The organism is Sphingopyxis sp. EU05-FHT14B03, from assembly GCF_058790875.1.
The window spans coordinates 505,523-519,618 of sequence record NZ_JBYTDC010000003.1; the positions used below are offsets into that span (position 1 = coordinate 505,523).

Below are 14,096 nucleotides of genomic sequence, written 5' to 3' on the forward strand. Positions count from 1 at the left end.
GAAAGCGTTGACGCGTCGCCGCCGCGCGGCATAGGAGGCGGGGAATCGCAACAAACAGGCGGCGCGATGCCGCCGACCGAGGGAGCCAACCCATGACCTATGTCGTCACCGACGCCTGCATCCGGTGCAAATATATGGACTGCGTCGAGGTGTGCCCCGTCGACTGCTTCTATGAAGGCGAGAATATGCTCGTCATCAACCCGAACGAGTGCATCGACTGCGGCGTGTGCGAACCCGAATGCCCCGCCGAAGCGATCCTGCCCGACACCGAGAGCGGGCTGGAAAAATGGCTGGAAATCAACACCAAGTTCAGCGCCGAATGGCCGAACATCACGGTCAAGAAGGACAGCCCCGCCGACGCCGACGAGTATAAGGGCGTCGAAGGCAAGTTCGAGAAGCTCTTCTCCGCCGAACCCGGCGAAGGCGACTGATTGCGATCCGGGGCGGCACGATGTCCGCCCCTTTTGCCCCCTTGAAACCGTCCTGCTTGGCGCCGATGTAAGGCAGCGGAGGGGCCAGCCCGTCGATTCCTGACGCGGCATCCCGAATAACGAAGGACGAATTTTCCATGATCGACCCGCTCGCCGCCCTGGTTCCCGTCGTCGTCGAGCAGACGAGCCGCGGCGAACGCAGCTTCGACATTTTCTCGCGCCTGCTGCGCGAACGGATCATCTTCGTCACCGGCGAGGTCGAGGATCAGATGGCCTCGCTGATCACCGCCCAGCTGTTGTTCCTCGAATCGGAAAATCCGAAGAAGGACATCTATATGTACATCAACTCGCCGGGCGGTGTGGTCACGGCGGGCATGGCGATTCACGACACGATGCAATATATCCGGCCGCGCGTCGGCACCGTGTGCGTCGGTCAGGCCGCATCGATGGGCAGCTTTCTGCTCGCTGCGGGCGAACCCGGCATGCGCGTCGCGCTGACCAACGCCCGCGTCATGATCCACCAGCCTTCGGGGGGGGCGCGCGGCATGGCGTCGGACATCGAGATCCAGGCCCGCGAGATCCTGCGCATCCGCAAGCGGATGAACGACCTGTATGTGAAGTACACCGGCAAGTCTTTGAAAGACATTGAAAAGGCGATGGACCGCGACACGTTCCTCGAGGCCGAAGAGGCCAAGGAATTCGGCCTCGTCGACCAGGTGTTCGACCGCCGTCCCGGCGCCCCGGGCGACGACGCGCCCAAGGAAGTGAGCGAAGGGCCGACGCCCTGAAATGACACAGGCGAACGGGCGGCAAGGACGTGGTAACCGCGTTTCTTGACGCCCCGTTCGCCGCCAGTCGCTAGCCGGGACATTGTGCCAATGTCACCCAATTGCCATATTGTAATTGGGTTGGCGGGGGCTAGGATGATCGGCGGCGCCTCCAGCGGGGGCGGCGCCAGCATGGGTTTTGCGGCGTTTCGCACGACCCCAAAAGGAATTTTATGACCAAGCTCTCTGGCTCCGACAGCAAGAGCACCCTCTATTGCTCCTTCTGCGGCAAATCGCAGCATGAAGTGCGCAAGCTGATCGCCGGGCCGACCGTCTTCATCTGCGACGAATGCGTCGAGCTGTGCAACGACATCATCCGCGAGGAGATCAAGGGCGGTGTCGCCGCGCGCAAGGACGGCGCGGTGCCGACCCCGCTCGAAATCTGTCAGCATCTCGACAATTATGTCATCGGCCAGAACACCGCCAAGCGCGTGCTGTCGGTCGCGGTGCACAATCACTACAAGCGCCTCGCCAATTCGGGCCGCGGCGACGAGGTCGAACTGGCGAAGTCGAATATCCTGCTCGTCGGTCCGACCGGCAGCGGTAAGACCCTGCTCGCGCAGACGCTCGCGCGCTTCCTCGACGTGCCCTTCACCATGGCCGATGCGACGACGCTGACCGAAGCCGGCTACGTCGGCGAGGATGTCGAGAACATCATCCTCAAGCTGCTCCAGTCGTCCGACTATAATGTCGAAAAGGCGCAGCGCGGCATCGTCTATATCGACGAGATCGACAAGATCAGCCGCAAGGCCGAGAATCCCTCGATCACCCGCGACGTGTCGGGCGAAGGCGTGCAGCAGGCGCTGCTCAAGCTGATGGAAGGCACGACCGCGTCGGTGCCGCCGCAGGGCGGACGCAAGCATCCGCAGCAGGAATTCCTGCAGGTCGACACGACGAACATCTTGTTCATCGCGGGCGGCGCGTTCAGCGGGCTTGAAAAGATCATCGGCGACCGCCTGCAGGGCAAGTCGATCGGTTTCGGCGCGCATGTCGCCGGCCCCGACGAGCGCCGCATGGGCGAAGTGCTGAAGAATATCGAACCCGAGGATCTGCTGAAATTCGGCCTGATCCCCGAATTCGTCGGCCGCCTGCCCGTCATCGCGACGCTCGAGGATCTCGACATCGACGCGCTGGTCAAGATTCTGGGCGAGCCCAAGAATGCGCTGGTGAAGCAGTATCGCAAGCTGTTCGACCTCGAAGAGGTCGTGCTGACCTTCACCGACGACGCGCTGGTCGCGGTCGCCAAAAAGGCGATCGAACGCAAGACCGGCGCGCGCGGGCTGCGCTCGATCGTCGAGGCGATCCTGCTCGACACGATGTTCGACCTGCCCGACCTGACCGACGTGGTCGAGATCGTCGTCGACAAGGATGTCGTCGAGGGCCGCAAGGACCCGGTTCGCGTCTATGCCGACAAAGCGAAAGAGGCCGGCGACGCCGCCTGAGTCGCGGCGCGCGCCGGATCGGCGCGCGCCGACGATGTTGCATTGCAGCAACAGTCACCCGGAAAAACGCACCGCCGCTTGTGGATAAGTCGGAGGGCGCGACGCAAATTAGCGCTTTTTCGTTGCCACGCCCCGCGGCCCGCCGCGCGCGGCTTGCACTGTCACATTTGCTGTCACAATCGTGCCACATGCGGGCTTCAGGGGCGCTCGCAGGTTGAGGCGCGCCCCAAGATCGTGCGCCTGCCGAATGCACACCAAAGGGGACTTTCATGAAACTTCGTTATTCGATCGCCGCTAGCCTGATGGCTATCAGCGTGGCGACCGTCGTCGCCGCGCCTGCGCAGGCGCAGCAGATCACGACCGGCATCCAGGGCCAGGTCAGCGACGACAACGGCGCGCCGGTCAGCGGCGCGACGGTCGTCATCACCGACACCCGCACCGGCGCCGCGCGCACCATCGTTGCCGGTTCGGACGGCCGCTTCACCGCAAGCGGCCTCGTCACCGGCGGACCTTACTCGGTTTCGGCCAATGCCGATGGCTTTGAAGGCCAGTCGCTGAGCGAAATCTATACCACCCTGCAGGGCAACACCGACCTTCGGTTCCAGCTGGCATCGGGCGGCGGCGAGATCGTCGTCACCGGCACCCGCGTCCGCGTGACCCAACTCGCGGTCGGCCCGGGCACCAGCTTCACCACCGAAGTCCTGCAAAGCGCGCCGTCGTTCAACCGCGACATCCGCGACATCATCCGCCTCGATCCGCGCGTCAGCCTCGACCGCGATGACGGCGGCTCGGGCCAGGATCGCGTCTCGTGCCTCGGTGGCAACGACCGCGGCAACGCCTTCACCGTCGACGGCATCAGCCAGGGCGACATCTACGGCCTGAACGACACCGGCTTCTCGTCGCGTTCGTCGACCCCGATCCCGTATGACGCGGTTCGCGAAACGCAGGTCCAGTTCGCCCCGTTCGACGTCGATTACGGCCAGTTCACCGGCTGCGCGATCAACGTCGTCACCAAGTCGGGTACCAACGACTATAAATTCGGCGGCTTCTTCGAATATTCCGACAACGGCATGCGTGGCGATTCACTGCCCGGCATCCCCAAGGTTGCACCGGTCAAGCCCGAGAAGCGCTGGGGCGCCTGGCTCGGCGGCCCGATCATCAAGGATCGCCTGTTCTTCTTCGGCGCCTATGAGCATCAGGAAGCCGGCCAGTCGCAGGACGATGGTCCGACCGGCGCGGGCTACGCCAATCCGCAGACCGGCATCTCGCTCGATCAGTTCAACGCCATCTCGGATGTCCTCAGCGACGTCTATGGCATCGAGACCGGCCCGCTGGTCACCAACCGCCCGTACAAGAACGATCGCTATTTCGGTCGCCTCGACTGGCAGATCAACGACAACCATCGTCTCGAGCTGACCTATCAGCGCCTCGAGGAAGGCTCGACCCGCCCCGACGACCTGTTCACCGGCTCGTCGCCGCAGGCGATCGGCCTGAACACCTTCTATACCAGCGGTACCAAGTCGAACTATTATTCGGGACGCCTCTATTCGCAGTGGACCGACGAATTCTCGACCGAACTGCGCTATTCGCGCTCGGAAGTCCGTGATCGCCAGGATCCGGTCGGCGGCGGCGAAGCCCAATCGGGCAGCCCGATCCCGCGCATCATCGTCGGCATCGACAATGCCACCGGCGCCGATGGCACCATTCTTGCCGGACCCGGCAACTCGCGTTCGGCGAACGACCTGCGCACCAACATCGACCAGTATCGCGCCGTTGCGAAGCTGGTGACCGGCGCGCACACGCTGAAGGTCGGGGCCGAACTCAACCGCGCCGACCTGTTCAACCTGTTCGTCCAGAATGCGACGGGCACGCTGGTGTTCCGCAACATCGACGACCTGCGTGCAGGCCTGCTCTCGCCGGGCGTCCGCCCTGCCGGCGCAAACCCGCTCTGCACGACCGCAACGACCTCGACCACCCCGGTCAACGTGGTCAACGGCTGTACCTTCGGGGCGTTCGGCAACTTCTCGGCCACCGGCGACGTCAACGACGCCGCCGCCCAGTTCACGCGCAGCAACTATTCGATCTTCGCGCAGGACGAATGGGAGATCAGCAGCCAGCTCAACGCCGTGCTCGGCGTGCGCATGGACTGGTACGACGGCGGCCGCCCGGCGCTGAACCCCGTGTTCCAGCAGCGGTACGGCATCCCCAACAACACCAGCTTCAGCAACCTGCCGCCGGTAATCATGCCGCGCCTCGCGCTGACCTATGACTTCGACGATTTCGCGGTGTTCGGCCGGCCGAAGCTGACCGGCGGCGTCGGCATCTTCTCGGGCGGCGACCCGGTCGTTTGGTTCGGCAACGCCTTCCAGAACGATGGCCGCGGCTTCGCGACCGGCACGACGGCCGATACGGCGTGCGGCCTCGCGCCGGGCCAGCAGCTCGACGTGGTCGTCAACGGCCAGTTCACCGGCGTCCCGACCTGCTTCCAGTCGTCGGCCTCGGCAAGCGCCGCGCGCGGTCTGGGCGACACCCAGTCGATCAACCCGAACATCAAGATGCCGACGGTGCTGCGCGCCAACATCGGCTTCACGTCGGAACTGAACCTTGCCCCCTCGGGCTTCTTCAGCGGCTGGAACCTGACGCTCGACTATATCTACAGCAAGTATCGCAATCCGTTCACCATCGTCGACCTGTCGCAGACGGTTAACCCGGCGCTCGGTATCAACGGCTACACGATCGACGGTCGCCCGCTCTATCGCGCGATTGACCCGAACGTCGCGGGCTGTACCGCGAAGCTCGTTGGCCTGAACCCGGGCCCCGTATATCAGAACGTCAACGCAGTCTGCTTCAACACCAGCCGCGACGACGAACTGATGCTGACCAACGCGGGCAGTTTCCGCAGCCATATCGCGTCGTTCATCCTGCAGAAGACCTTCGACGGCGGGCTGTTCACCGAGAACGGCAGTGTCGATTTCAACTTCGGCTACAGCTACACCGACTCGCAGGATCGGCGGAACATGTACAACTCGACGGCCGGGTCGAACTATGACCTGACCGCCGCGTTCGACCGCCAGAACCCCGCCGCATCGCGTGGCTTTTTCAACAGCAAGCACAATATCTCGACGCGCCTCGCGTTCCGCGAAGAATTCTTCGACGATCTGTCGACGCGCTTCGCGATCAGCTTCGTTGCGCGTTCGGGCCGTCCGTACAGCCTGACCTTCGGCGGCAGCGGTCTGTTCAACGACGCGGACTCGGGTTCTAACAACTCGCTGATCTATCTGCCGACGGGGATCAACGATCCGAACATCGCGCCGCAGGTCAGCAGCCCGACCGGAGCCTATGTCAGCGGATCGCGCAACTCGGCGGTTCAGGAACTGGTCGACCTTGCGAGCGGGCTCGGCTGCGCGAAGAAGTATCTCGGCAAGACGATCTCGCGGAACACTTGTTCGAACGACTGGTATTTCGACATGGACCTGTCCTTCTCGCAGGAAATCCCCGGTCCGGGTCGCCTGTTCGGCAAGAACGACAAGCTGAAGCTCTACGCCACGATGGACAACTTCCTGAACTTCCTCGACAACGGCTGGAACGTCCAGCATCGCCGGAACTTCTCGGGTCTGCAGGACATCGCCACGGTCAGCAGCATCGACTCGCAGGGCCGTTACGTTATCACCGGCGCCAACGGGGCGGCGGATTTCGCGGCCGACAACGGCATCAACGTGTCGTCGTCGGTGTGGCGCCTGAAGGTTGGCGTGTCGTACGAATTCTGATCGTACGACCAACGGGAAAAGATCGGGGCGCGGGAGGAAACTCCCGCGCCTTTTTCTTTGGGTGCTTTGCGGTGGAGAGAGGCCGGTCGGCCATTTCCGTTCCCCGGCGAAGGCCGGGGTCCAGAGCGGCGCAAAGGCAGCGTTGCATTATCACGCCCTGGACCCCGGCCTTCGCCGGGGAACGGGACGGATAGGTCCGCCCTCGCCCGCTACGGCTCGCTCAGGCGCCGGCGAGGCGGCGGGCGGTGTCCTGGACGAGCGCGATCATGTTGGGGACGCCCTGGGTGCGGTTCGACGACAGCTGGCGTGTCAGGTCGAAGCGAGCGAGCGCGGCGGTGACGTCCATCGCGGCGACCTCGCCTGCCGGCCGGTCCTGCACCGCGGCGAGGACGAGCGCGACGATGCCCTTGGTGATCGCGGCATTGCTGTCGGCAAGGAAGTGGAGGCGGCCGTCGTCGGAGGGTACGGGGTAGACCCAGACGCTTGCCGAGCAGCCGCGCACCAGCGTCGCGTCGGTCTTGAGGGCATCGGGCATCGCCTCGAGCATGCGGCCGAGGTCGATCAGCAGGCGATAGCGATCGTCGCCGTCGAGAAAGTCATATTCTTCGAAGATGTCGTCGAGGCTGCGCATGGCGGGCCAGTGACAGATTTGGGGAGGTCTGGGAAGGGTGCTTCCCGTCGCCCCCGCGAAGGCGGGGGCCGCAATCGGGCTTGCGCGACCTCTCCCGCCGGCCGTGTCGGGAGGCACGTGACTCCCGGCACCCTTCGCGGGGGCGACGGATCGTTAGAGGTCGACGCCCGCCGCGATCGCTTCGAGCTTGCGCAGCCGTTCCTTGAGGTCGGCGATCTCGATCCGCGATCCGGCGTGCGGGACATGTGCGTCCTGCGCCATCGGAGCGTGGCCGGCGGCGAGTTCCTCGCGCTTGAGCTGGATCCAGTCGCGCCAGCCGCGCAGCGTCACGATGCTGACGATGGTCAGGGCGGTGAGCGCAACCGCCGCAGCGGTGAGGTCGGGGGTGATGAAGGCCATGAGCTTGGCTCCTTTATCGGCGATCGGTTTTTTGGCGATCAGATTTGCGAGCGGTCGCGCAGCCGTTCGATTTCCTCGTCGAGGGTGGCGGCGCGGTTGTTGTCGGTGGCGATGCGTTCGAGCACCTGGATGCGGTCCTTGAGGGTGCGGATCTCGGCCTGCAGCGCCTTGGTCTCGGCGTCGTCCTTGGCACCGCCGACGAAATATTCATTGCCCCGATTGTCGCGGCGGATGCCGTGCTTGGCGCGAATGATGCTGCCGATCGTCACGATGAGGACGATGCCGATAACCATTTCAAAGGGGTTCATGGGGGGATCCTTTCGAATATTTTTAGTTGAGCGGCGCGTCGCGCAGCTTTTCGATTTCGTCCGAGACATCGACGCCCTTGTCGGTGACGATGCGCTCGAGGACGCGAACCCGCTGTTCCAGCCGTTCGGTGTGCGCGGCATATTGCGCCGCCTTTTCAGCCGTCTCGCTGGTGATCGCCTGGAGCTGGCGTTCCTTGAACTTCAGGTGGCGCTCATAGGCGGCAAAACCGATCCCGAAGATCACCGGCAGCCCGACGACGATGAAAAAGAAACCGAGGACAAATCCGCCGCTCATCGTTCAACTCCTCAATTCGCGGGGCGCCGCAGCGCCTCGATCTCGCTCGCCAGCCGACCGCTCTCGTCGGTGACGATGCGCTCGATCACCGCGAGCCGGTCCTTGACCGAACCCAGTTCGGCGCGGAGTTGGGCATTTTCCTGGCTGACCAGTTTGATGCGTTCCATCGCCTCGTCGCCGGTCCTGGGATAGACCGCCTTGCCCCAGCTGTTTTCGAGCGGATAACCGTTCTTGACGCGGAGCCAGGTGGTGAAGACCCAGCCGCCGACCGTCGTGATGCCGATGATGGCGGCGACGGGGGCGATGGCGTTGAGTACATCGAGATTCATGATTTTTCCCCTCAGCGCAGCCGGTCGATCTGATCGGCGAGTTGCGCCGACTGACCATTGGTTTCGGTTGCGATCCGTTCGAGGACCGAGATCCGGTCTTCGAGCCGGACGATCTTCTCGGCGAGCTTGGCATTGTCGCCTTCGAGCAGCGCGATTTTTCGATCAGCGTCGGGGTCGGTTCGATGAACCGTGCCACCCCATTCATTTTCAACCGGATAGCCGTGCTTGGCGCGGGTCCAGGTGGTGAACATCCAGCCGCCGATCGACAAGGCGATGATGGCGAGGACGAAACCGGTACCACCGAAATTCATCTGTCTTCTCCCTGTTGCCGACAATCGCGCTCAGCGCAGGCTGTCGATCTCGTCGGCGAGCCGACGGTTGTGGCTGGTGTAGTAGAGTTCGATGTCGGCGAGCCGGCGATCGATGTCGCGGAAGCGCGAGCGGATGTCGCGGGTCGACGCGGTCGGGTTCGAGCGCACGCCCTGCCAGAACTTCGCTTCCTCGTTCGAGCCATAGAGCGCGAAGGGTTTCGGCGTGCCCATCCAGGCGACCATCCAATATGCGATCAGCGTCCAGGGGAAGCCGCCCATCAGGGTGAGGAGGACGGCACCGACGCGGACCCAGAGGACATCGATCCCGCTGTAATCGGCGATCCCCGAACACACACCGCTCCATTTGGCGTTCTGCTTGTCGAGGTAGAATTTGGTGCGGCTGGCAGACATCTCAGTTCCTCCTGGTCGGGTTTTCGAGTTGCGCCAGATCTTCATCGCTGCGAACCGCGGGGCGGAAATCGGGATGGTCGGCGCTGATGATGCGTTCGACGGTGTGGAGCCGGTTTTCGAGCCGGCGGGCGGTGTCGTAGAGTTCGTCGAGCAGCTGCTCATCTTCTCCGGTCAGCGTCTTGGCCTGTTTCCACTTGGTCACATAGTGGAGGATCAGCCAGGGCAGACCGAGGAAGAGAGTGCCGATGACGATCGGGACGATAATCACTTCTTCCATCGGTCCGGCTCCTTAGTTCTTGCTGGCCTGGGCCGCCTTGAGCGCGGCGAGCTCGTCGGCGACCTTGTCGGCGGCCTGGAGTTCGGCGATCTCTTCGTCGAGCGACTTCTTGTAGCCGAGACCCAGCGCATCGGCACGGCCTTCGGCCTCGTCGACGCGGCGTTCGAGGATTTCGAAGCGCGAGAAGGCGTCTTCGACCCGGTCGCCGTTGGTCATCTCGCGCAGCTTGTAGCGATTCTCGGCGCTTTCGAGGCGGGTCGAGACGTTCGACTGGCGCGCACGCGCTTCGCTGAGCTTCTTCTGCAGCTTGGCGATGTCGTTCTCATAACCCTTGAGCGCGTCGTCGAGTACCGAAATTTCGCTCTTCAGCCGCTCGGCCATGTCGCCGGCCTTCTGCTTTTCGACGAGCGCGGCGGTGGCGAGGTCTTCGCGGTCCTTCGACAGCGCGAGTTCGGCCTTTTCCTTCCAGCTGTCCTGCAGGCTTTCGAGCTTGGTGATGTGGCGGCGCATTTCCTTTTGATCCGCGATGGTGCGGGCGGCGGAAGCGCGGACTTCGACGAGCGTCTCGTTCATCTCGAAGATGATCTGGCGGATCATCTTTTCGGGATCCTCCGCGCGGTCGAGCAGGTCGGTGACGTTGGCGGCGATGATGTCGCGGGTGCGTGAAAAAATACCCATGTGACTAAACTCCTGATCGAAACGTCTTGCGTGTTTAAAAATGCTGGTGCCGGGGCGGGGCAAGGGGGGAGAGTGCCCCGGCACCAGTGCCGGTCAAGCCATCTGGCTGACCGCCGGGGTTGCTGCAGCGGCCGCGATCGCCATCCCGCCCGGGGAAGCGGCGATGCCGAAGGCGACTTGGGGCTGGTCGATCACGCCGACGAGGATCGCCAGAGCGCCGAGCGCGCTGAGCGCGAAGGTGGCGGTTTGGGCAAAAATCGGCTTCATGATCGTCAGTCCCTTTTTCGCTGCACCGGTGCGAGTTGCGCCGGTTCGTATGATGTAATGCAGAGAGCGTGCCAATTGCGGCGAAGGGCGCAAAACAGCCCAACTTCACACTGAAATGCCCTTTCGCGCCGATTTGACTTGCCAATCAGCGGGAAATTTTGCCAATCATTGGGAATGGAACGCGAAAGCCAATTCATCGGCCAGTCGGCGGCCTTTCAGGACTCGGTCGAGCGCGCCAGCCTCGCCGCGTCGCTCGACCGCCCGGTGCTGGTGATCGGCGAGCGCGGTACCGGCAAGGAACTGATCGCCGAACGCCTCCACCGCCTGTCGACGCGGTGGGACAAGCCCTATGTGATCATGAACTGCGCCGCGATGCCCGAGACGCTGATCGAATCGGAGTTGTTCGGGCACGAGGCGGGCGCCTTCACCGGCGCGACGCGCACCCGCGCCGGACGCTTCGAGGAAGCCGACGGCGGCACGCTGTTTCTCGACGAACTCGCCACCTTGTCGATGGGCGCGCAGGAACGGTTGCTGCGCGCGGTCGAATATGGCGAGGTGACGCGTGTCGGATCGTCGCGCCCGCTTCGTGTCGACGTGCGCATCGTCGCGGCGACCAACGAACATCTGCCGGCACTGGTCGACGACAATCGGTTCCGCGCCGATTTGCTCGACCGGCTGTCGTTCGAGGTCATCACCCTGCCCCCGCTGCGCGCGCGCGAAGGCGATATCGAGGTGCTTGCGACCTATTTCGGACAGCGGATGGCGGCGGTGCTCGGCTGGGACGAATGGCCGGGCTTTGGTCCGCGCGCGCTTGCCGCGATGGAGGGACACGACTGGCCAGGCAATGTCCGCGAACTGCGCAACGTGATCGAGCGCGCCATCTATCGCTGGGCGGACCCCGAAAAGCCGGTCGACGCCTTGAGCTTCGATCCCTTCGCGAGCCCCTGGCAGCCGGCGGTGCGCAAGGTCGCGGCGAAAGCCGACTCGGCCGCGCCAACGTCGGGAACCGAAGCGGTCGCCGCCCCGTCCGCGCCGCCGTCGGGCACGGTCAGCGATTTGCGCGCGGCGGTCGACGCCTATGAAAAGCAGATATTGTCCGACACGATGGCGCGCTGCCGCTTCAACCAGAAGATCGCCGCCGAGGCGCTGGGGCTGAGCTACGACCAGATCCGCCATGCGCTGAAGAAGCATGGCTTGAATTGAGGAGCGATCCTCCCTGTGGCGCAGCCATGGGGAGGATTGTTCGCCTATTCCCCCGGCAGCTGTGCGTTCAGCGCCTCGATCACCGCATCCTGCGCCGACACCTGCTCCGACAACCGGTCGCGCAGGGCATAGATGTCGGGCAGGCCGTCGATCGCCTCGTCGATGCTGCGCTCGATATAGAGGCGTTCGATGTCGGCGAGCGCGCCGGTGATCGGCGCGCGCGCGGCGGTGAGGCGCGAGATCGCCTGTTCGGCAACGACCCAGCGCTCGCTCGCCACCGCGGCCCCCGCGGCGGCATTGACCAGCTGCGCCGTGGCATCGCGTTCGGCGGCGAAGGCCTGCTGTCCGGCGGCGCCATCCGATTCCCAGCGCGCGAGGCGGCCGGCGAGATCGGCGGGCAAGGGACCCGGCGGCGGCACCACGACAGGGGTCGGCGCGACGTTGAGCCGTCCCTCGACCGCGCGCTTGGCGAGCGACGGGGCGGCGGGCGCCTGCGCCGCGGCGCAGGCCGACAAGGCCAGCGGCGCCGCGGCGATCGAGAGCAAAAGAAGGAAGCGCTTCATCGCCGCCCCTGATATGGGGGCGGGCGCCGGGCGGCAAGGGGCGAATCGGCGAGTCATATTCTCCCCGGCTGACGCACCGGCCTGCTCCCCCACCCGGCCTCCCCGACGATAGTAGCCTATGGGAGGCCGGGTGGGGGAGCGGGCCGGCGCCGATTCTCGCGATAGCGAGAAAAACGCGCAAAAAGCACGGTAATATGCGGTTGACAGCTCGGGCTTGGCTCGTTAGTGGGCCTGACTTTCCCGCATGCCGGAAAAATCGCCTGCCTTGGCAGGGGACTGGTGCGCGGGTGATTTAGTTTTTTGATTGGATGGAAGACCATGTTCGCAATCGTGCGCACGGGCGGCAAGCAGTATCGCGTCGCCGCCGGAGACAAAATCGCCGTCGAGAAGATCGCCGGTGAAGCTGGCGACACCGTGTCGCTCGGCGACATCCTGCTGGCCGGTGACGGCGGCGAAGTGAAGAGCGCCGACGGCCTCGTCGTTTCGGCCGAGATCATCGCCCAGACGCGCGGCGAAAAGGTCATCGTCTTCAAGAAGCGCCGCCGGCACAACTACCGTCGCCGCAACGGCCACCGTCAGTCGCTGACGCTGCTGCGCATCCTCGCCGTCGGCGAAGCCAAGAAGGCCGCGCCGAAGAAGGAAGCCGCTCCGAAGGAAGAGGCTGCTCCCGCGAAGGACGCCGCGCCCAAGAAGGCTGCTGCCCCGAAGGCCGAAGCCGCTGCCGAAGCGCCCGCCAAGAAGCCCGCTGCCAAGAAGGCAGCCCCCAAGAAGGACGCCTGAGCGCGGCAACGCGGCTCGGCCTCTCGAACGAACTAAGGAGCATCAGTCATGGCACATAAAAAAGCAGGCGGTTCATCGCGCAACGGTCGCGACTCAGCCGGCCGCCGCCTTGGCGTGAAGAAGTTCGGCGGTCAGGAAGTGATCGGCGGCAACATCATCGTGCGTCAGCGCGGTACCCGCGTCTATCCGGGCGTCAACGTCGGTATGGGCAAGGATCACACCCTGTTCGCGACCGCCGAAGGCCATGTCCGATTCCATGATGGCAAGCTTGGCCGCAAATATGTGTCGGTCGACGCCATGGCGGAAGCCGCCGAATAAGGACGCTCTTCCAGGGTCGTCCACCAAGGGATGACCCGGAACGGTCCTTTCCGCGCCAGCGGAAACAAAGTTCGAAAAGAGGGAGACGGGTCACCCCCGGTCTCCCTTTTTTCTTGCCCGTTTTCCGGCGCATGGCGCCACCATCGGCGAACGGGCGCGAAAATCGGGCCGATCATCTCCCTCTTCATCGCCTGTCGTCAAAGCGTCACCATCTGGCGCCAGGGCGACAGGCAAATGGGAGTGAAGACGATGTTCGCAAGAACCGAAAGATTATTGCTGCGGCCCGGCTGGCAGGAAGATGCCCCGGCGCTCGCCAAGGCGATCGGCGAGGAAGGCGTGGTCCGCAACCTCGCCACCGCGCCCTGGCCGTACCGCGAGGAACAGGCGATGGAATTCCTTGCCAAGCCGATCAACCCTGCCGAGCCGCGTTTCCTGATCTTCAACCGCACGGGCGGGTCGCCGCGCCTCGTCGGCGGCTGCGGCATTTCGCCCGCGCCAGACGGCACGCTGGAAATGGGTTACTGGATCGCCCGCCCCTATTGGGGGCTGGGTTTCGCAACCGAGGCGGGGCGCCAGTTGATCCGCATCGCGCGCGCGATGAACCTGCCCCGGCTGACCGCCGGCCACTTCACCGACAATCCGGCGTCGGGCGCGGTGCTGCGCAAGCTCGGCTTCCGGCCGACCGGCCAGATCGCCCAGCGCTATAGCCTGGCGCGCGGCGGCGAATCCGCGTGTGCACTGTTCGAGGAAGGGGACGGCGACAGCGATGGCGCCGTCACCCCGATGCGAAGCCGCATCGGGGTGGACGAGGACTTTCGTCAGGAACTGCGCCTGATGGCGGCGTGAGCCTTGAGCCCCT

General features: G+C 64.5%; 19 protein-coding genes. 8 read left to right on the plus strand and 11 right to left on the minus strand.

Annotated elements, in window-relative coordinates; all coding sequences use genetic code 11:
* Positions 1-92: 92 nt before the first annotated feature.
* From fdxA to AC3WS4_RS19000, 4 genes are all read left to right on the plus strand, one after another.
* A complete protein-coding gene (gene fdxA / locus AC3WS4_RS18985) occupies positions 93-431 on the plus strand; it encodes a ferredoxin FdxA (protein ID WP_056345433.1) in 339 nt (112 codons plus the stop codon).
* A gap of 137 nt (positions 432-568) precedes the next feature.
* Entirely contained in the window at positions 569-1,219 is a 651-nt protein-coding gene (gene clpP, locus AC3WS4_RS18990; RefSeq protein WP_056345431.1) for an ATP-dependent Clp endopeptidase proteolytic subunit ClpP, read from the plus strand.
* A gap of 212 nt (positions 1,220-1,431) precedes the next feature.
* Positions 1,432-2,700 (plus strand): ATP-dependent Clp protease ATP-binding subunit ClpX, encoded by a 1,269-nt coding sequence (gene clpX / locus AC3WS4_RS18995; protein WP_056345428.1) that lies wholly within the window; start codon positions 1,432-1,434, stop codon positions 2,698-2,700.
* A gap of 269 nt (positions 2,701-2,969) precedes the next feature.
* Positions 2,970-6,467 (plus strand): TonB-dependent receptor, encoded by a 3,498-nt coding sequence (locus AC3WS4_RS19000; RefSeq protein WP_492737395.1) that lies wholly within the window; start codon positions 2,970-2,972, stop codon positions 6,465-6,467.
* Between the two features lie 220 nt (positions 6,468-6,687).
* On the opposite strand, the gene AC3WS4_RS19005 is transcribed toward AC3WS4_RS19000, so the two are convergent.
* The 10 genes from AC3WS4_RS19005 to AC3WS4_RS19050 all read right to left on the minus strand — a co-directional run bounded on the left by AC3WS4_RS19005 (position 6,688) and on the right by AC3WS4_RS19050 (position 10,373).
* Positions 6,688-7,098 carry a SufE family protein gene (locus AC3WS4_RS19005; protein ID WP_492737397.1) on the minus strand — a complete coding sequence of 137 codons (411 nt, stop codon included), beginning with the start codon at positions 7,096-7,098 and terminating at the stop codon, positions 6,688-6,690.
* A gap of 153 nt (positions 7,099-7,251) precedes the next feature.
* Positions 7,252-7,497, minus strand: coding sequence for a hypothetical protein (locus AC3WS4_RS19010; RefSeq protein ID WP_492737399.1), 246 nt, complete (start codon positions 7,495-7,497; stop codon positions 7,252-7,254).
* Positions 7,498-7,535: 38 nt separating this feature from the next.
* A complete protein-coding gene (locus tag AC3WS4_RS19015; RefSeq protein ID WP_492737401.1) occupies positions 7,536-7,805 on the minus strand; it encodes a hypothetical protein in 270 nt (89 codons plus the stop codon).
* Between the two features lie 22 nt (positions 7,806-7,827).
* Entirely contained in the window at positions 7,828-8,100 is a 273-nt protein-coding gene (locus AC3WS4_RS19020; RefSeq protein WP_056345411.1) for a hypothetical protein, read from the minus strand.
* Between the two features lie 11 nt (positions 8,101-8,111).
* A complete protein-coding gene (locus tag AC3WS4_RS19025; protein WP_056345408.1) occupies positions 8,112-8,429 on the minus strand; it encodes a hypothetical protein in 318 nt (105 codons plus the stop codon).
* Between the two features lie 11 nt (positions 8,430-8,440).
* Positions 8,441-8,740, minus strand: a complete 300-nt coding sequence (locus tag AC3WS4_RS19030) for a hypothetical protein (protein ID WP_056345406.1) — start codon at positions 8,738-8,740, stop codon at positions 8,441-8,443.
* Positions 8,741-8,770: 30 nt separating this feature from the next.
* Positions 8,771-9,151 carry an envelope stress response membrane protein PspC gene (gene pspC / locus AC3WS4_RS19035; RefSeq protein WP_492737403.1) on the minus strand — a complete coding sequence of 127 codons (381 nt, stop codon included), beginning with the start codon at positions 9,149-9,151 and terminating at the stop codon, positions 8,771-8,773.
* A gap of 1 nt (position 9,152) precedes the next feature.
* A complete protein-coding gene (pspB, locus tag AC3WS4_RS19040; protein WP_056345400.1) occupies positions 9,153-9,428 on the minus strand; it encodes an envelope stress response membrane protein PspB in 276 nt (91 codons plus the stop codon).
* Positions 9,429-9,440: 12 nt separating this feature from the next.
* On the minus strand, positions 9,441-10,106 hold the full coding sequence (gene pspA / locus AC3WS4_RS19045; RefSeq protein WP_056345397.1) for a phage shock protein PspA: 666 nt from the start codon (positions 10,104-10,106) through the stop codon (positions 9,441-9,443).
* A gap of 93 nt (positions 10,107-10,199) precedes the next feature.
* Positions 10,200-10,373 carry a hypothetical protein gene (locus AC3WS4_RS19050; protein WP_156377605.1) on the minus strand — a complete coding sequence of 58 codons (174 nt, stop codon included), beginning with the start codon at positions 10,371-10,373 and terminating at the stop codon, positions 10,200-10,202.
* 174 nt (positions 10,374-10,547) lie between these two features.
* Between AC3WS4_RS19050 and pspF the strand changes: the two genes are divergently transcribed.
* Positions 10,548-11,576, plus strand: coding sequence for a phage shock protein operon transcriptional activator (gene pspF, locus AC3WS4_RS19055; protein ID WP_492737406.1), 1,029 nt, complete (start codon positions 10,548-10,550; stop codon positions 11,574-11,576).
* Between the two features lie 44 nt (positions 11,577-11,620).
* Here pspF and AC3WS4_RS19060 read toward each other — a convergent pair whose 3' ends face one another.
* Positions 11,621-12,139 carry a hypothetical protein gene (locus tag AC3WS4_RS19060; protein WP_492737408.1) on the minus strand — a complete coding sequence of 173 codons (519 nt, stop codon included), beginning with the start codon at positions 12,137-12,139 and terminating at the stop codon, positions 11,621-11,623.
* Between the two features lie 318 nt (positions 12,140-12,457).
* Between AC3WS4_RS19060 and rplU the strand changes: the two genes are divergently transcribed.
* From rplU to AC3WS4_RS19075, 3 genes are all read left to right on the plus strand, one after another.
* Positions 12,458-12,919 (plus strand): 50S ribosomal protein L21, encoded by a 462-nt coding sequence (gene rplU, locus AC3WS4_RS19065; protein WP_056345388.1) that lies wholly within the window; start codon positions 12,458-12,460, stop codon positions 12,917-12,919.
* Positions 12,920-12,967: 48 nt separating this feature from the next.
* Positions 12,968-13,237, plus strand: a complete 270-nt coding sequence (gene rpmA, locus AC3WS4_RS19070) for a 50S ribosomal protein L27 (protein ID WP_056345384.1) — start codon at positions 12,968-12,970, stop codon at positions 13,235-13,237.
* A gap of 249 nt (positions 13,238-13,486) precedes the next feature.
* Entirely contained in the window at positions 13,487-14,083 is a 597-nt protein-coding gene (locus tag AC3WS4_RS19075) for a GNAT family N-acetyltransferase (RefSeq protein ID WP_492737411.1), read from the plus strand.
* Positions 14,084-14,096 lie beyond the last annotated feature (13 nt).